This is a genomic window from Pseudoflavonifractor sp. HNCC25GI2, assembly GCF_058136395.1.
Window position 1 is genome coordinate 140852 of sequence record NZ_JBYUOW010000005.1, and the last position, 15704, is coordinate 156555.

Consider the following 15704-nt stretch of genomic DNA (forward strand, 5'->3'; position numbering starts at 1 on the left):
GAGGGACACTACTTGCGGCAGGGCAGGGAGGTACCTGCTGTTCCAGCGATAGCAGTATAGGGAGGTCGAAATCTGAATGAGTAAATTTCTCAAGCGTTCTGCTCAGGGCGCTGGGGTTCCGCACGAAAAACGGACCTCGGACCTTGAGACGGTAGTCATGCCGCTGCCGTCAAAGATTGTGCTGTCCATGTCTCAGCACATCGGTGCACCGGCATCTCCCGTCGTGGCAAAGGGCGACCAGGTGTACGTAGGCACCGTCGTCGGAAAGTCCGGCGGATTTGTCTCCTCTGATATTCACTCCGGCGTGTCCGGCGTGGTGGAGGGGATTACCACCATCACCGCTCCCAATGGGGCGGCTCAGACTGCGGTGGTCATTATTCCCGACGGAGAGCAGAAGGTGGATCCCGCCATTGCTCCTCCTCAGGTCACAGACCTGAAATCCTTCCAGGACGCGGTGCGTGCCAGCGGCCTGGTGGGTCTGGGCGGCGCCGGATTCCCCACCGCCGTCAAGCTGGCGCCCAAGAATCTGGACGAGATTGATACCCTCGTCATCAACGGCGCTGAGTGTGAGCCCTACATTACATCTGATAACCGCTGCCTGCTGGAGGATACCCACTTTATTCTCAGCGGCATCAAGGCGGTTATGAAGTATCTGAACATCGCCCACTGCATCATCGGCATCGAGGGCAACAAGCCCAAGGCCATTGCCAAGATGAAGGACGCCATCGACACGTCCGGCATCGAGGTCAAGACCCTGCCTTGCCGCTATCCTCAGGGCGCTGAGAAAGTTCTGATTGAAAACTGCACCGGCCGCGAGGTTCCCTTCCCTGGACTTCCCTCCGATGTGGGCGTTATCGTGATGAACGTCACCTCCGTGGCCTTTGTGGGCAAGTACCTGGAAACCGGCATGCCTCTGGTGACCAAGCGCCTGACCGTAGACGGCGACATCGTCAAGGAGCCCAAGAATGTGGAGGTCGTTATCGGCACTCCCGTTCAGGAGCTGCTGGACTTCTGCGGCGGACTGACGGACGAGCCCGGCAAGGTGCTCTACGGTGGCCCCATGATGGGCAACTGTATTGCCGACTTGTCTCAGCCCGTGCTGAAGAACAACAACGCCGTTCTGGCATTTTCCAAGAAGTGGGCCCACGTTCCCAAGCCCACCAACTGCATCCACTGCGGGCGCTGCACCAACGCCTGTCCTCTGGGCCTGTCCGCCAAGGAGATTGTCCAGGCCTACAACGCCGGCAATGTGGAGCTGCTGCAGGAGCTCAATGCCGATCTGTGCATGAGCTGCGGCACCTGCTCCTTTGTCTGCCCCGCCAAGCGGCCGCTGGCCCCCTCCATCGCCCTGGCAAAGATCATGATGAAGAATGGAGGTAAGAAGTAATGGCCAATAAGCTGATCGTTACTGCCGCGCCCCATATTACCAGCCCCGACAGCACCCAGAAGATCATGCAGCGGGTGTGCCTGGCCCTGGTTCCTACCCTGATTGCGTCTGTTATTATCTTCGGTATCAATTCCCTGATCCTCACTGCCATTACTGTGGCGGCCTGCGTCTTCTTTGAGTGGGCCTACTGCAAGCTGATGGGCCGTGAGGTGGCCATCGGCGATTTCTCCGCCGTGGTTACCGGCATGCTGCTGGCCTTCAACCTGCCCTCCACGCTGCCGTACTGGATGCCCGTCGTGGGCGCCTTCATCGCCATCGTGGTAGTCAAGCAGCTTTTCGGCGGTCTGGGCTACAACTTCGCCAACCCCGCCATCGTGGGCCGTATCGCTATGGCCATGGGCTTTGCCGGCCGTATGTCCGCTTACGGTTTCCCCGCCGACGCGGTTTCCTCCGCCACCCCTCTGGCCAACTCCGAGGGCGTTGACTATGTCACTCTGCTGCTGGGTACCCACGGCGGTGTGCTGGGCGAGACCTGCGCCATCACCCTGATCATCGGCGGCCTGTACCTCATCTGGACCAAGGTCATCAGCCCCACCATTCCCGTTACTTATCTGGCCACTGTGGCTGTGCTCAGCTTCATCGCCGGTGAGGATCCCGTCTATCAGCTGCTTTCCGGCGGCCTGATGCTGGGTGCCTTCTTTATGGCTACCGACTATGTCACCTCTCCCACCACCCGCAAGGGTAAGATTGTCTTCGGCATCGGCCTGGGCGTCATCACTTGTGCCATCCGCTTCCTGGGCACCATGAACGAGGGCGTGTCCTTCGCCATCCTGCTGATGAATCTGGTGGTTCCTTACATTGAAGTGCTGACCCGCCAGGATAAGCTGGGCATCGCCAAGGTGAAAAAGAGCAAGGAGGGTGCCGCGAAATGAGTAGCTGGAACAAAGTATTTAAGCCCATTGTGGTTCTGGTCATCATCTGCATCGTGGTGACCGGCGCCCTGGCTGCCACCAACCAGGTCACTGCCCCCATCATCGAGGAGGCCACCCGCCTGGCCGAGGAGAAGTCCCGTACCGAGCTGCTGCCCGAGGCCGAAGGCTTTGAGGAGATCACCGGTGTCAGCGTGGACAACGTCTCCGCCATTTATAAGTCCACCAACGATGTGGGCGTTGTCATCACCAGCTCTGCCAAGGGCTACGGCGGTGACGTAGTGGTTATGACTGCCATTAATCCCGACGGCACCATCAAGCAGATCAAGGTCACCGAGCAGGCTGAGACCAAGGGCATCGGCAGCAAGGTTGCCGGTACTCCCTCCTACTGGGAGAACTACATTGGCCTGGACACCAGCGACGCTCTGGTTCTGAATCAGGATGTGGACGCTGTGACCTCCGCCACTGTCTCCAGTACGGCTTTGATCAACGCGGTGAACTCCGCCATTGAAGCCTACAACGCGATTCCTTGAAAGGCAGGTGTATGAGATGAGTAATAAACCCAGTAAATTAAAGATACTGACCAACGGTATCTTGAATGAGAACCCGGTACTGCGGCTCGTTTTGGGCACCTGTCCCACTCTGGCCACCTCTACCATGGCCTCCAACGGCATCGGTATGGGCCTGGCAGCCACCTTCGTGCTGCTGTGCTCCAACATCGTAATTTCCGCCCTGCGGAAGGTCATCCCCGATCAGGTTCGTATTCCCTGTTACATCACTGTAATTGCCGGCTTTGTGTCGGTGGTACAGATGCTGGTCAAGGCCTTTGTGCCCGCCCTGGATGCTTCTCTGGGCGTGTATCTGCCTCTGATCGTGGTGAACTGTATCATCCTGGGCCGCGCTGAGATGTTCGCTTCCAAGAACGGCATCCTGGATTCCGCTCTGGACGGCATCGGCATGGGCATCGGCTTTACCATCACCCTGACCCTCATGGGCACCATCCGTGAGATTCTGGGTTCCGGTACTTGGATGTCCGGCCTGGACGGTCTGTTCCCCTTCCTGCCCGAGGGCTTTGCCATTCAGGTTCTGCCTGAGTCCATTGACCCCTTCACCATCATGACCAGCGCTCCCGGCGGCTTCTTTGTCTTTGGTGTGATGATGGCGGCCGCCACTTGGCTGACCACCCGTCCCAAGAAGGAGAAGTCCTCCGCTCCTGCTGAGGCTGCGGAAGGAGGGAATGCGTAATGAGCACTGCCATGCATCTTGCCAGCATTTTCTTCACCATGATCCTGGTGGACAACTACGTTCTGGTTAAGTTCCTGGGCATCTGTCCCTTCCTGGGCGTGTCCAAGAAGCTGGACAGCGCCGTCGGCATGTCCCTGGCCGTTACCTTCGTCATGGTGCTGGCTACCGCCGCCACCTGGCCCATCCAGACCTTCCTGCTCACTCCGGTGGACGCCGCCGGTAAGCTGAAGTGGGATATGGGCTATCTGCAGACCATCGTGTTCATCCTGATCATCGCCATCCTGGTGCAGCTGCTGGAGAACATCCTGAAGAAGTTCATCCCTGCCCTGTACCGTGCTCTGGGTGTGTATCTGCCTCTGATCACCACCAACTGCACCATTCTGGGCGTGACCGTGCTGAACATTGACAACGGCTATAACTTCATCGAGAGCATCGTCTGTGCTGCCGGCGCCGGCCTGGGCTTCCTGGTGGCCATGGTGCTGTTCTCCGGTGTGCGCCGCAAGGTCGAACAGGCCATCACTCCCGTGTGCTTCCAGGGTCTGCCTATCACTCTGGTAGCCGCCGCTGTGACCTCCCTGTCCTTCATGGGCTTCGGCGGTATCATTGAGTCCATCTTCGGCGCTTGATAGGAAGGGGGAGAGATAGGTATGGATAGCAATACTTTGATTATTATGGCAATCGTGCTGGTCACGGTCATCGGCCTCATTGGTGCGGTGATTCTGGTGGCCGCCTCCATCTTCATGTATGTCCCCGTGGATGAGCGTGTCGAGAAGATTACCGGCGTGCTGGCCGGCGCTAACTGCGGCGCCTGCGGCTGCGCGGGCTGTGCTGACTACGCCAAGACCATCGTGGAGGATGGCAACGCCATCAACAAGTGCACTCCCGGCGGCGCCAAGACGGTGGCTGCCATCGCGGAGATTATGGGCGTGCAGGCGGAGGCCACCGTGCCCATGAAGGCCGTTGTAGCCTGCTCCGGCACCTGTGAGAAGACCTCCAAGCGCTATGAGTTTGAGGGTATCCAGAGCTGCATGGCCGTCAAGGGCCTGTATGGCGGCGACGGTATGTGCAAGTACGGCTGTCTGGGCTACGGCGACTGTACCCGCGCCTGTGCCTTTGATGCCATCCACATTGTGAACGGCATTGCCAAGGTGGACCGTGAGAAGTGTGTGGGCTGCGGTGCCTGTGCGGCCGCCTGCCCCAACTCCGTCATTTCCATCGTGCCCGAGCACAAGCGTAAGCCCGTGGTCCTCTGCCAGAACAAGGATAAGGGCGGCGACACCCGGAAGGCCTGCACCGCCGGCTGTATCGGCTGCATGAAGTGCGCCAAGGCCTGTCCCAAGGAGGCCATCACCGTGGAGAACAACCTGGCCCACATCGACCAGGAAAAGTGCGTGGGATGCCAGATCTGCGTCAAGGAGTGTCCCGTGGGCGTCATCCACGTGCCCGCCAACGAGTAATTCGTATTGCCTCATTCAAAAGAGCCATCCCGGTTGGGGTGGCTCTTTTTATATTCCCACACTAAGGAGAAAGGAGAGGTACTGTGACACAACTGAACGGAATGCGGATGTCCTTACTTGCTCTGGTACAAAGGTACATATTCCATATATCCGGATAGTCATATAGAAAAGGACGCGATGAATTCCTGGATTCAAAACAAATACATCAAATACCGGAACTACACAAAAAAAGAGCCATCCCATCGGGATGGCTCTTCATATAGGTGAAAAGCAATCAAGCTTGTCGGTCCCTCAGCCAGCTGGGCAAGGCCTTCGCTTTGATACTGGAGACGATTCCCATTGCGGCAAATAAGGTCACGATGGAAGAGCCGCCATAGCTAATAAAGGGGAGGGTAAGGCCCATGACCGGGAGCACATACAGGCACATGCCCACATTCAGGAAAATTTGAACCAAGAGCATGCCGCCCATTCCCATGGCCACATAGGCGGAAAAGGGGGAACTGGCGTGCCAGCTGACCCAGACACACCGCAGTACAATGCCAGCCAGGAGGAGCAGGAGAAGGATACAGCCAACCATACCCAGTTCCTCGCCGCAGACGGCGAAGATAAAGTCGGTGTGCCGGGCGGGGAGGGCAGAGCTGTTGGAGGATTGGGTCTGGGTTCCGTTGAGATAACCTTGTCCGAATAGCTGACCGGAGCCGATGGCCAAAATGGACCGCAGCTGCTGGAAGCCCCGGCCCTGGGGGTCCAGATCATGATCAAAGACCACACGGAACCGCATAATCCGATAGTCGGTCCACCACTTGGTTTCCGGCAGTATGAAGAGCCACAGAATGACGGCAGTGAGCACAATAACGCCGCCCACCAAGACAAACCACCGGATTTTTACGCCTGAGGCCCAGGCGATAAAGGCAAACATGAACATATAGGTCACGCACATGCCCATATCTCCGCAGACAGCGGCGATGAGGCCCAGCATAAATACGGTGTGGCCGCCTACCTGAAGGATAGAGGGAATGGAGCTGATGTCGTGGCCGTGTTCCTGCAGCTTGGAAATCTGCAGGGACAGAAGGAGAACAAAGGGAAGCTTGACAATTTCGTTGGGCTGGATGTCCACGGGAAATCCAGGAATGTCCAGCCAATTCAGGTTGCCCATATTGTGGTCGGTACCCAGAGGGGTAAGCAGGAGGAGAATGAAAAAGACGTTAAAGGCCAGCAGGTATTTCCAGTTCTTTTCCGCAAAGAGCTGGAAGTCCACGAAGGTGAGGAGGATATAGGCAGCCACGCCAAGAAGAATAGCCAGGGCCTGGATAGCCATATAGCGCAGGGGCCCGTCTTTCGTGTATTGGGTGGCGGAAAAGATTAGCAAAAGGCCGAACCCACTGGCCAGAAGGCACAGGGACAGCAGGAGCAAATCGCCTTTTCGAAAAAACTCTCGCAGGGGAGAGAACAGCGTGGTCAAAGCGCCACCTCCTGGGTAAAAGAACTGGGACCATATTTTATCACTTTTTGGTGGAAAGGTAAACCTCGGGTGTGGTATAATTCCAAATGAGCGTGAAAATTTTCTGTGAACGAGGAGCTGTCGTATGGACTATATAACCAACAGCCCGGAGGAGACGGAGGAGCTGGGCCGCAAGCTGGGAGCATGTCTTGCCCCCGGGGCGGTCATAGCCTTTACCGGAGATCTGGGGGCGGGAAAGACCGCCTTTACCCGGGGCCTTGCCCGGGGATTGGGAATTCCCGAGCGGGTGACCAGTCCCACCTTCACCATCGTCAACGAGTATGAGGGGGGACGGCTGCCCCTGTTTCATTTTGATATGTACCGCCTGGGATCCTCGGAGGAGCTGTTTGACATCGGCTGGGAGGATTACCTGGCCCGGGGCGGGGTGTGCGCCGTGGAGTGGAGTGAGAATGTGTCCGACGCGCTGGAGGCAGACGCCATCCGGGTGGACATCCGCCGGGGAGAAACCGACCAGCAGCGTACCATTTCACTGCTGAATGCTCCGGAACTGCCGGAAAACTGAGAGGAAGCGTGGGAGAATACGATGTTAATTTTAGCGCTGGAGTCTTCCGCCACTGCCTGTTCTGCCGCATTGTGCCGGGACGGGGAGCTGACGGCACAAGTTTATGCCAACAGTGGTCTGACCCACAGCCGGACCCTGCTGCCCATGGTGGAGAGTATGCTGGTGAACAGCGGCACCAAGCTGGATGACGTGGATGTCATTGCGGTGGCCGCCGGGCCCGGATCCTTTACCGGCCTGCGCATCGGCGTGGCCACGGCCAAAGGGCTGGCCTGGAAGGGGGACAAGGACTGCGCCCCCTGCTCCACCCTGGAGTCCATGGCCTGGCCTCTGGCCCATCTGGCCGGGAGTCTTATCATTTGTGCCATGGATGCCCGGCGCAACCAGGTCTATAACGCCCTGTTCCTGGCCACCGGCGAGGGGCTGGAACGGGTCAGCCCCGACCGGGCCATCGCACTGGCGGATTTGGCGGAAGAAGTCAAAAAATATAAAAATTCCAAAATAGTCGTTGGAGATGGAGCCAAGCTGTGTTATAATGCCTTGATGGAACAGGGCCTCGACTTGAAGCTGGCGCCGCAGCCTCTGCGTATGCAGAGCGCATGGGGTGTTGCCCGGACCGCGCAGCGGTTGGCGGAAGAGGGCGCCCTGGTCAAGGGCGGGGCGCTGGTTCCGGTCTACCACCGGCTGTCTCAGGCAGAGCGGGAGCGGCTGGAACGGGAATCCCAATCACAATGAATGACAAAGGGGAGCATGTGCATGTTTAACGAAAAAGTACACGTTTTGGACCATCCTCTGCTGCAGCATAAGCTGTCCATCCTGCGGGATGAGCGCACCGGCGTCAAGGAATTCCGGGAGATCGTTTCGGAAATCGCCGCTCTGGAGTGCTATGAGGCCACCCGCGACCTGCCCGTTGAGGACGTGGAGATCAAGACCCCGGTGGCGGTGGGTACCTTCAAGCAGCTGGCCGGCAAGAAGCTGGCCATCGTCCCCATTCTCCGTGCTGGTCTGGGCATGGTGGACGGCATCCTGAACCTGATTCCCTCCGCCAAGGTGGGTCATATCGGCCTTTATCGCGACCCGGAGACCCATGCCCCCGTGGAGTACTACTGCAAGATGCCCAACGACATTGCCGAGCGTGACGTGATCATCCTGGATCCCATGCTGGCCACCGGCGGCTCTGCCTCTGCGGCCATCACCTTCCTGAAGGGCTACGGCTGCAAGCACATCAAGCTGATGAACATCATCGCCGCTCCCGAGGGCGTTGCCTGCATCCAGAAGGACCATCCCGACGTGGACATCTACGTGGCTGCGGTGGACGAGAAGCTCAACGATCACGCCTACATTGTGCCCGGTCTGGGCGATGCGGGTGACCGTATTTTCGGAACCAAGTAAGCAAAGGTTCGGCACTTGAACCATACAGCGCTCCCCGAGCTGATTCGGGGGGCGCTTTTTGCCGAAAAAACGGGGAATACCGGAAAAAATCCGGGGTCCTGCTTGAGTATTTCAGCGGCCTGTGCTAAAATGAACCGTTAGCGTATAAAATGTGGTAAGTATGCCCATATGGCCGATAATGAGGTGTGTCAAAATGAAGATAGTGGTACTGGCCGGCGGTCTGAGCCCGGAACGTAATGTCTCTTTGTCCTCCGGCGCCATGGTATGTCAGGCGCTTCGGGAGCGCGGACACCAGGTGGCTCTGGTGGATTTGTTTTTTGGCCTGGAGGGAATGCCGGGCACGCCGGAGAGCCTGTACGGTCAGCCCATCCCTGAGTCCTTTAAGAAGGTCTCCCGTCAGGCCCCTGACCTGAAGCAGGTGCTCGCCAGCCGCAAGGATCAGAGCCCCTCCGCCATTGGCCCCGGGGTGCTGGAGCTGTGCGCCGGGGCGGATATTGTATACCTGGCCCTTCACGGCGCCTGCGGTGAGGACGGCCGCATCCAGGCTGCCTTGGATCTGCTGGGCGTGCCCTATACCGGGTCGGGCTATTTGTCCTCCGCCATCGCCATGGACAAGGATCTGACCAAGCGCATGGTGGCCGACAAGGTCGTTACCCCCCGCTGGCAGGTGGTTCGGGTGAGCGAGGAGAACCTGGAGCAGCTGGCCGCCGAGACGGAGCTTCCCGTGGTGGTAAAGCCCATCGACAGCGGCTCCTCCATTGGAGTTTATATCGCCCACACCCGTCCCGAGCTCCGCAAAGCCCTGGAGGGGAGCCTTGCCCTGGGCGGCCGCACCGTTTTGGAGCAGTATATCCAGGGCCGGGAAATCCAGGTAGCCCTTCTGGACGACAAGGCCCTGCCTTCCATTGAGATTATCCCCAAAGAGGGCTTTTATGATTACGAGAATAAATATCAGCCTGGGGCCGCGCTGGAAGTCTGTCCCGCCGAGATTCCGGCGGAGTGGGAGAAGCGCCTGGGTGAGGCCGCTCTGGAGGTGTTCCGGACGGTGGGCCTCTCCGTGTACGCACGGGCTGACTTCATTGTCACTGAGGATGGAACCCCCTATTTTCTGGAGATCAACACGCTGCCCGGCATGACGCCCACCAGCCTGGTGCCTCAGGAGGCGGCAGCCGTGGGTATTGATTACGGAACTCTGTGCGAGACCATCATCCAAAAATCCCTGGAAGCACGGAAGGAGGCGCTGTGACGGATGGAGACCATCACTCTGGGCCAACTGCTGGAAGCAGTGGGCGGAAAGCTGCTGGGTACCTATGCAGATGTAAACGCCCCCATTGTCCGGGTGGATACGGACAGCCGTACCATCCATCCCGGCGCTCTGTTCATTCCCCTTACCGGAGAGCGCTTTGACGGGCACGCCTACATTAACTCCGCCCTGGAGGGGGGAGCAGTAGGCTGTCTCACCGCCCGGGAACGGGAGAGCTACCGGGAAGATAAGTTCTATGTGAAGGTGGCCAATACCCAGCGGGCGCTGCGGGATCTGGCCGCCTGGTATAAGGCCCAATTTGATATTCCCTTTGTGGCCGTTACCGGCAGCGTGGGCAAGACCACGGCCAAGGATATGATTGCCTCTGTGCTGGGAGTGCGGTACAAGGTCCTGAAGACCGAGGGGAATTTCAATAACAATGTGGGCCTGCCCCTAACCCTGCTGAAGCTGGAGAAGCGCCACCAGATTGCCGTGCTGGAAATGGGCATGGACAAGTTCGGTGAGATTGACTACCTAGCCGGAACCGTCAAACCGGACGTGGGTGTTATTACTAACATCGGCGACGCCCATATTGAGCGTCTGGGCAGCCGGGAAAACATCTTCAAAGCCAAGTGCGAGCTGCTTCCCCATATCAAGGATGGGGGGCTGGTGGTGCTCAACGGCGACGATGCACTGCTGTCTACCCTGCGGGGCAAGACGCCCGTGCCTGCCGTCTTCTGCGGACGGAGCGAGGGGCTGGAGTACCGGGCGGAGGTAACCGGCGGCGACGGCGTAAGCTATTTGAACTGCCGTCTCGTTACCCCCCACATGGATCAGAACGTCAAAATCCCCGCCCTCGGGGAGCACATGATCTATCCCGCCCTCATCGCCGCAGCGGTGGGAGAGCGGTTTGGTCTCACGCCTCAGGAGATTGCCCAGGGCATTTATCAGTTTGTTCCCACCCGGATGCGGATGAACATCGTCCGCCGGGGAGAGGAAATCACCATCCTGGATGACACCTATAATGCAAATCCCCAGTCCATGCGGGCCGCCATCAGCGTGCTGGCGGACAGCCACAGCCATCGGAAGGTGGCCATTCTGGGGGATATGTTTGAGCTTGGTCCTTTTGCTCCTGGACTCCACTATGAGGTAGGGGAGTGCCTGGGCAAGGCGGGCATCGACTGCCTGGTGGCCGTGGGGGAGCTGTCGGAGCACATTGCCCAGGGCGCCCGGGAGTCCGGGGTTCCTCAGGTCTACCACTGCGGGGACAAGGATGCGGCCCGGGCAATTCTGCCCAAGGTGCTGACGCCGGACTGCACGGTTCTGGTCAAGGCCTCCCGGGGCATGAAGATGGAAGAGCTGACTTCCGCCCTGATGGAGCTCACCAAGGCAGAATGAGGTTATTCGCCGGATTCACATACCAATGAGATAAAAAGAGGTTACTATGATCGATCTATCCGTCTCCAACCTGGTTAAGGAATTTGAGGTTGGCAATCGAATATTGGATGGCCTTACCTTTCAGGTAGACACCGGAGAGCGGGTAGGCCTGCTGGGGCCCAACGGATGCGGAAAAACCACTCTGCTGCGTATTCTCACCGGTGAGGTAGATTACGACGAGGGTGAGGTCATGGTGGCGCCGGGCAAGCGTCTGGGGCTCATCTCCCAGATCCCCGTCTATCCGGCGGGGTATACGGTGGAGGATGTGCTGGACACCGCTTTTGCCTCCCTCTCCGAAATGGAGCGAGAACTGGCCCGTCTGGCCGAACAGATGGGGGAGGGCGAGGACCCGGCCCTCATGGCCCGGTATGACAAGCTCACCGCCGCCTTCCAGGCGGGCGGAGGCTACGAGACAGAGACCAACAAGAACAAGGTCTGCAATGGCCTATCTATCTCCGCTGAAATGCGCCAGCGGCCCTTTGATAAACTCTCCGGTGGCGAGAAGACCCGGGTCAACCTGGGCCGCCTCATTCTGGAGGACACGGATATTCTTCTGCTGGATGAGCCTACCAACCACCTGGACCTGCGTGCCACGGAGTGGCTGGAGGAATATCTGGAACGATTCAAGGGCACCGTCCTTACCGTCTCCCATGACCGTTACTTCCTGGATAAGGTGGTAGACCGGGTCATTGAAATTCAGAACGGGAAGGCGGAGTTCTATTCCGGCAATTACAGCTTCTATGCCGTGGAGAAGGAACGGCGGTACGAGGAGAAGCTGAAGCAGTACGAGAAGGAGCAGGCCAAGATTCAGCAGCTGGAAAAGGCTGCCGAGCAGCTGCGCATCTGGGCCTACTCCGGCAACGACAAGGTGTTCAAGCGGGCCCAGTCCATGGAAAAGCGCATTGAACGCATGCGGGTCACCGACCGCCCCCGCAAGGAGCGGAAGATGGAGGTCCGCTTCGGCGAGCGTGAGTTCCGCGGGGACGAGGTACTCACCATCAAGGGACTGGAGAAGGGCTTTGCCGGCCGGACGCTGTTCTCCGATGTCAATCTGGAGGTGGCGGGAGGCGAGCGCATCGCCCTTCTGGGAGACAACGGCACCGGAAAATCTACCCTCATCAAGATTTTGATGGGGGAGGAGCTGCCGGACCAGGGCAAGCTGCGGCTTGGCCCCACCGTGAAAATCGGCTACCTGCCCCAAATCATCCATTTCGACCACCCGGAGCGGAATCTGGTGGACACTATGATTTACGACCTGGACTGTACGGCCCAGACCGCCCGTAATCGGCTGGCCGCCTTCAAATTCCGGGGAGAGGATGTCTTCAAACCGGTGTCCGCCCTGTCCGGCGGCGAGCAGTCCCGGCTTCGGCTGTGCATGCTCATGGATGCTCAGATTAACCTCCTCATTCTGGACGAGCCCACCAACCATCTGGACATCCAGAGCCGTGAGTGGATTGAGGAGGCAGTGGAGGAGTACGAGGGCAACCTGCTCTTCGTCTCCCATGACCGATACTTCATTGACCGCTTTGCCACCCGCATCTGGATGCTGGAGGACGGCCATATCACCGACTTCAAGGGCACCTATCAGGAGTATCTCTCCGTCCGCCAGCGGCAGAAGCAGCTTGCTGCCCAGCCCGCCGCGCCCAAGGCAGAGGAACCCAAGAAGGAAAAGCCCAAGCGTCCGGGCGGCACCAAGAACCTGGAAAAGGAAGTGACGGCCGCGGAACGAGCCGTGGCCAAGGCGGAGGAGCAGATGTTCGATTTGGAACAGCAGATTGAGCAGTCTGCCTCCGATTATCTGAAGCTTCAGGAGCTCTATGAACAGCGTGAGGCCCTGGAGGAGGAAATCTTAAAACTCTATGGGGCCTGGGAGACCCTCTCAGCCCAACTGGAGGAGGCGCGGGGATGAGCCGGCAAAAGATAGAAGTTCCCAGCTATAAGGGAAGACGGTATCAGCGCTGGATTCGGGTGCTGCTGGTGTTGGTCGCGGCAGGTGTTTTGTGCTTTGCCGCTTTGTTTGGCGCCGTCATCTACGGCTCTTACGACCATATTCAGGGCGAACCTCAGGTTATGGTGATTCTGGGCTGTCAGGTGAAGAACGACGGCCCGTCTCAGCTGCTGCGGGACCGTCTGGATGAGGCGTTGAGCTATCTGGCCGACCATCCCGATCTTACCGTAGTGGTCTCCGGCGGTCAGGGACCGGACGAGCCCTCCACGGAAGCCCGTGCCATGGCCGACTATCTCATGGAAGAAGGGGTGGAGGAAGACCAGATCCTTCTGGAGGACCAGTCCCACAATACCGTGCAGAATTTCCGCTATACCGCCCAGCTGCTGGAGGATCAGGGCTATGACCTGGAAAACACCCAGGTGCTGGTGGTATCCAACGGCTTCCATCTCACCCGGGCCAGAATGCTGGCGGAACGTACGGGCTTTGAGGAGGTCTCCACACTGGCCGCTCCCTCCAGCCATCTGCCCTCCCGGCTGAAGATGTATATCCGGGAACCCCTGGCGCTGGCCAAATCCTTTCTCTTTGATCACTGAAATCACGCTTGCAGGAGGAATTGTATGCTGGACAAGCTGGCCGCCATTGAGGCCAAATACAGCCAGATTGAAGCACGCCTTGCGGCGCCTGAGACCTACGACGACCCGGAGCTGGTGGCAAAGCTGAACAAGGAGCAGACGGAGCTGCAGCCCCTGGTGGAGACCTTCCGCACCTATCAGCAGGTGAAGGAGGCCAGGGACCAGGCCCAGCAGCTGCTCAGCGACCCAGAGATGCGGGAGCTGGCCCAGGAGGAATACCATCAGGCCGGCCAGGAGCTGGAACGGCTGGAACACGAGCTGCAGATTCTCCTGCTGCCCAAGGACCCCAATGATCGGAAAAACGTCATTCTGGAAGTCCGGGCCGGTGTGGGCGGGGAGGAGGCGGCGCTCTTTGCCCACTCCCTCTACCGCATGTACTCCATGTACGCCGAGTCCCGGGGCTGGAAGACAGAGGTAGACTCCGTCAATGAAACAGAATTGGGCGGAATAAAGGAAATTTCCTTTACGATCGAAGGAGATGGTGCCTGGTCCCGTCTCAAGTATGAGAGCGGCGTCCACCGGGTGCAGCGGGTGCCGGAAACGGAATCGGGCGGCCGGATTCATACCTCCACCGCCACGGTAGCCGTCCTGCCGGAAATGGAGGCAGTGGACGTCCAATTAAACCCCGCCGACATTGAGATGCAGGTCTTCCGCTCCTCCGGCGCCGGAGGCCAGCACGTGAACAAGACTTCCTCCGCCGTACGCCTCATCCACAAGCCCACGGGCACCGTGGTGGAGTGCCAGCAGGAGCGCAGCCAGTTTCAGAACCGGGACAAGGCCATGCGCATTCTGGCCTCCCGGCTCTATGAGGCCGAGCAGGAGAAGATTTCCAGCGAGTATACGCAGCAGCGCCGAAGCCAGGTGGGTACCGGTATGCGCAACGAGCGCATCCGCACCTACAATTTCCCCCAGGGCCGGGTGACGGACCACCGGATCGGCCTGACGCTCTATAAGATTGATAACATTGTCAACGGGGATTTGGATGAAATCATTGATGCTCTGGCGGCCGCAGACCAGGCAGAGCGGCTGAAGGAGCAGTCCTAACCCGTTTAGAAAAGGAGTTTTGCATCATGGATCTGTTTATTCACTATTCTTCTCTGCCCGAGGGCAAGGAGCTGGCCGACGTTGTAGGCGAGCTTAACGAGGTTCTGGACGACCACGGCGCCGTGTGCGGCGGAGAGGGAAATGCTGCCGGGGGACGGCTGGACCTGGATCTCGAGGATGAGAAGATCAATCCCAAGTACGCTCAGATGGCGGTGAAGGCCTATCTCCAGCGGGCGGAATTTGCCCGGGACACCAAGATTGAGATCGGCGGCATGGAGATTGGCATTTACGAGTAAAGAAGGAACCCTTTATGTATCAGTATGTGATTTTTGATTTGGACGGAACGCTGCTCAACACCATTGACGACCTGGCTGACGCGGGCAACTACGTCTGCAAGCTCCACGGCTGGCCCACCCACACGGTGGAGGAGTACAAGTACTTCGTGGGCAACGGAATACTGAAGCTTGTTGAGCGGCTGTTTCCGGGGGAGTGCCGCGATTTGGAGTACGCCAAGTCCGTCATGGACCGGGAGTTTACCCCCTATTATGATGCCCACAAGGAGGATAAGACAGCCCCTTATGCCGGAATTCCCCAGCTGCTGGAGCATCTGAAGGCGGCGGGTGTATCCGTGGCGGTCCTGTCCAACAAGGGCCATGCTCTGGCCCGCCCGGTGGTGGAGCACTATTATCCCGGCGTGTTCCCCTATGTCCAGGGAGCGCTTCCCGACTGTCCCACCAAGCCCGATCCGACCCTGCTTCATCGGCTGATGGCGGAGATGGGTGCTACCCGGGAGAATACCCTCTTTGTAGGGGACAGCAACGTGGACATCCGCACCGCACGCAACGGGAATCTCACCAGCTGCGGCGTGCTCTGGGGCTTCCGCTCCCGGCAGGAGCTTGAGGACGAGGGGGCCGACTTCATCGCGGAGAATCCGGAGCAGCTGGAGAGGCTGATTCTGTCATGAGCCGA

Annotated in this window: 17 protein-coding genes; 16 read left to right on the plus strand and 1 reads right to left on the minus strand. The window is 58.8% G+C overall.

What is annotated here, in order from left to right; translation table 11 throughout:
* The first annotated feature begins 76 nt into the window (after nucleotides 1–76).
* From rsxC to AC3YUO_RS08895, 6 genes are read left to right on the plus strand one after another with little or no spacing between them, the layout of a single operon-like run.
* Entirely contained in the window at nucleotides 77–1387 is a 1311-nt protein-coding gene (gene rsxC / locus AC3YUO_RS08870; protein WP_489962671.1) for an electron transport complex subunit RsxC, read from the plus strand.
* Entirely contained in the window at nucleotides 1387–2319 is a 933-nt protein-coding gene (locus tag AC3YUO_RS08875) for an RnfABCDGE type electron transport complex subunit D (protein WP_489962672.1), read from the plus strand. The genes rsxC and AC3YUO_RS08875 overlap by 1 nt, the downstream gene beginning before the upstream one ends.
* Nucleotides 2316–2849 carry an RnfABCDGE type electron transport complex subunit G gene (locus AC3YUO_RS08880; RefSeq protein ID WP_489962673.1) on the plus strand — a complete coding sequence of 178 codons (534 nt, stop codon included), beginning with the start codon at nucleotides 2316–2318 and terminating at the stop codon, nucleotides 2847–2849. The genes AC3YUO_RS08875 and AC3YUO_RS08880 overlap by 4 nt, the downstream gene beginning before the upstream one ends.
* Nucleotides 2850–2865: 16 nt before the next feature.
* The gene (rsxE, locus tag AC3YUO_RS08885; protein WP_489962674.1) at nucleotides 2866–3561 is read left to right on the plus strand and encodes an electron transport complex subunit RsxE; all 696 of its coding nucleotides are present in this window, start codon (nucleotides 2866–2868) and stop codon (nucleotides 3559–3561) included.
* Entirely contained in the window at nucleotides 3561–4187 is a 627-nt protein-coding gene (locus AC3YUO_RS08890; protein ID WP_489962675.1) for an electron transport complex protein RnfA, read from the plus strand. Before rsxE ends, AC3YUO_RS08890 begins: the two co-directional genes overlap by 1 nt.
* Nucleotides 4188–4208: 21 nt before the next feature.
* Nucleotides 4209–5018: an RnfABCDGE type electron transport complex subunit B gene (locus tag AC3YUO_RS08895; protein WP_489962676.1), complete on the plus strand. Its 810-nt coding sequence runs from the start codon at nucleotides 4209–4211 to the stop codon at nucleotides 5016–5018.
* A gap of 274 nt (nucleotides 5019–5292) precedes the next feature.
* On the opposite strand, the gene AC3YUO_RS08900 is transcribed toward AC3YUO_RS08895, so the two are convergent.
* Nucleotides 5293–6480, minus strand: coding sequence for an FtsW/RodA/SpoVE family cell cycle protein (locus AC3YUO_RS08900; protein WP_489962677.1), 1188 nt, complete (start codon nucleotides 6478–6480; stop codon nucleotides 5293–5295).
* A gap of 124 nt (nucleotides 6481–6604) precedes the next feature.
* On the opposite strand from AC3YUO_RS08900, the gene tsaE reads away from it, so the two are divergent.
* From tsaE to AC3YUO_RS08950, 10 genes are all read left to right on the plus strand, one after another.
* Nucleotides 6605–7042, plus strand: coding sequence for a tRNA (adenosine(37)-N6)-threonylcarbamoyltransferase complex ATPase subunit type 1 TsaE (gene tsaE / locus AC3YUO_RS08905; protein WP_489962678.1), 438 nt, complete (start codon nucleotides 6605–6607; stop codon nucleotides 7040–7042).
* 21 nt (nucleotides 7043–7063) lie between these two features.
* On the plus strand, nucleotides 7064–7774 hold the full coding sequence (tsaB, locus tag AC3YUO_RS08910; RefSeq protein ID WP_489962679.1) for a tRNA (adenosine(37)-N6)-threonylcarbamoyltransferase complex dimerization subunit type 1 TsaB: 711 nt from the start codon (nucleotides 7064–7066) through the stop codon (nucleotides 7772–7774).
* A 21-nt stretch (nucleotides 7775–7795) separates the two neighbouring features.
* The gene (upp, locus tag AC3YUO_RS08915; protein WP_489962680.1) at nucleotides 7796–8431 is read left to right on the plus strand and encodes a uracil phosphoribosyltransferase; all 636 of its coding nucleotides are present in this window, start codon (nucleotides 7796–7798) and stop codon (nucleotides 8429–8431) included.
* Nucleotides 8432–8624: 193 nt separating this feature from the next.
* Complete coding sequence (locus tag AC3YUO_RS08920; RefSeq protein ID WP_489962681.1) at nucleotides 8625–9677, plus strand: D-alanine--D-alanine ligase family protein; 1053 nt, start codon at nucleotides 8625–8627, stop codon at nucleotides 9675–9677.
* Nucleotides 9678–9680: 3 nt separating this feature from the next.
* Nucleotides 9681–11072 (plus strand): UDP-N-acetylmuramoyl-tripeptide--D-alanyl-D-alanine ligase, encoded by a 1392-nt coding sequence (locus tag AC3YUO_RS08925; protein WP_489962682.1) that lies wholly within the window; start codon nucleotides 9681–9683, stop codon nucleotides 11070–11072.
* A gap of 46 nt (nucleotides 11073–11118) precedes the next feature.
* Nucleotides 11119–13020 (plus strand): ABC-F family ATP-binding cassette domain-containing protein, encoded by a 1902-nt coding sequence (locus AC3YUO_RS08930; protein WP_489962683.1) that lies wholly within the window; start codon nucleotides 11119–11121, stop codon nucleotides 13018–13020.
* On the plus strand, nucleotides 13017–13652 hold the full coding sequence (locus tag AC3YUO_RS08935; protein WP_489962684.1) for a YdcF family protein: 636 nt from the start codon (nucleotides 13017–13019) through the stop codon (nucleotides 13650–13652). The genes AC3YUO_RS08930 and AC3YUO_RS08935 overlap by 4 nt, the downstream gene beginning before the upstream one ends.
* A gap of 24 nt (nucleotides 13653–13676) precedes the next feature.
* Nucleotides 13677–14735 (plus strand): peptide chain release factor 1, encoded by a 1059-nt coding sequence (gene prfA, locus AC3YUO_RS08940; protein WP_489962685.1) that lies wholly within the window; start codon nucleotides 13677–13679, stop codon nucleotides 14733–14735.
* Between the two features lie 26 nt (nucleotides 14736–14761).
* Nucleotides 14762–15031: a hypothetical protein gene (locus AC3YUO_RS08945; protein WP_489962686.1), complete on the plus strand. Its 270-nt coding sequence runs from the start codon at nucleotides 14762–14764 to the stop codon at nucleotides 15029–15031.
* Between the two features lie 14 nt (nucleotides 15032–15045).
* Entirely contained in the window at nucleotides 15046–15699 is a 654-nt protein-coding gene (locus tag AC3YUO_RS08950; protein WP_489962687.1) for an HAD family hydrolase, read from the plus strand.
* The last annotated feature ends 5 nt before the right edge of the window (nucleotides 15700–15704 follow it).

Excerpts from the sequence above, each read along its gene's own strand:
- rsxC (WP_489962671.1), top strand. The coding sequence starts at position 77 with ATGAGTAAATTTCTCAAGCGTTCTGCTCAGGGCGCTGGGGTTCCGCAC.
- AC3YUO_RS08875 (WP_489962672.1), top strand. The coding sequence starts at position 1,387 with ATGGCCAATAAGCTGATCGTTACTGCCGCGCCCCATATTACCAGCCCC.
- AC3YUO_RS08880 (WP_489962673.1), top strand. The coding sequence starts at position 2,316 with ATGAGTAGCTGGAACAAAGTATTTAAGCCCATTGTGGTTCTGGTCATC.
- rsxE (WP_489962674.1), top strand. The coding sequence starts at position 2,866 with ATGAGTAATAAACCCAGTAAATTAAAGATACTGACCAACGGTATCTTG.
- AC3YUO_RS08890 (WP_489962675.1), top strand. The coding sequence starts at position 3,561 with ATGAGCACTGCCATGCATCTTGCCAGCATTTTCTTCACCATGATCCTG.
- AC3YUO_RS08895 (WP_489962676.1), top strand. The coding sequence starts at position 4,209 with ATGGATAGCAATACTTTGATTATTATGGCAATCGTGCTGGTCACGGTC.
- tsaE (WP_489962678.1), top strand. The coding sequence starts at position 6,605 with ATGGACTATATAACCAACAGCCCGGAGGAGACGGAGGAGCTGGGCCGC.
- tsaB (WP_489962679.1), top strand. The coding sequence starts at position 7,064 with ATGTTAATTTTAGCGCTGGAGTCTTCCGCCACTGCCTGTTCTGCCGCA.
- upp (WP_489962680.1), top strand. The coding sequence starts at position 7,796 with ATGTTTAACGAAAAAGTACACGTTTTGGACCATCCTCTGCTGCAGCAT.
- AC3YUO_RS08920 (WP_489962681.1), top strand. The coding sequence starts at position 8,625 with ATGAAGATAGTGGTACTGGCCGGCGGTCTGAGCCCGGAACGTAATGTC.
- AC3YUO_RS08925 (WP_489962682.1), top strand. The coding sequence starts at position 9,681 with ATGGAGACCATCACTCTGGGCCAACTGCTGGAAGCAGTGGGCGGAAAG.
- AC3YUO_RS08930 (WP_489962683.1), top strand. The coding sequence starts at position 11,119 with ATGATCGATCTATCCGTCTCCAACCTGGTTAAGGAATTTGAGGTTGGC.
- AC3YUO_RS08935 (WP_489962684.1), top strand. The coding sequence starts at position 13,017 with ATGAGCCGGCAAAAGATAGAAGTTCCCAGCTATAAGGGAAGACGGTAT.
- prfA (WP_489962685.1), top strand. The coding sequence starts at position 13,677 with ATGCTGGACAAGCTGGCCGCCATTGAGGCCAAATACAGCCAGATTGAA.
- AC3YUO_RS08945 (WP_489962686.1), top strand. The coding sequence starts at position 14,762 with ATGGATCTGTTTATTCACTATTCTTCTCTGCCCGAGGGCAAGGAGCTG.
- AC3YUO_RS08950 (WP_489962687.1), top strand. The coding sequence starts at position 15,046 with ATGTATCAGTATGTGATTTTTGATTTGGACGGAACGCTGCTCAACACC.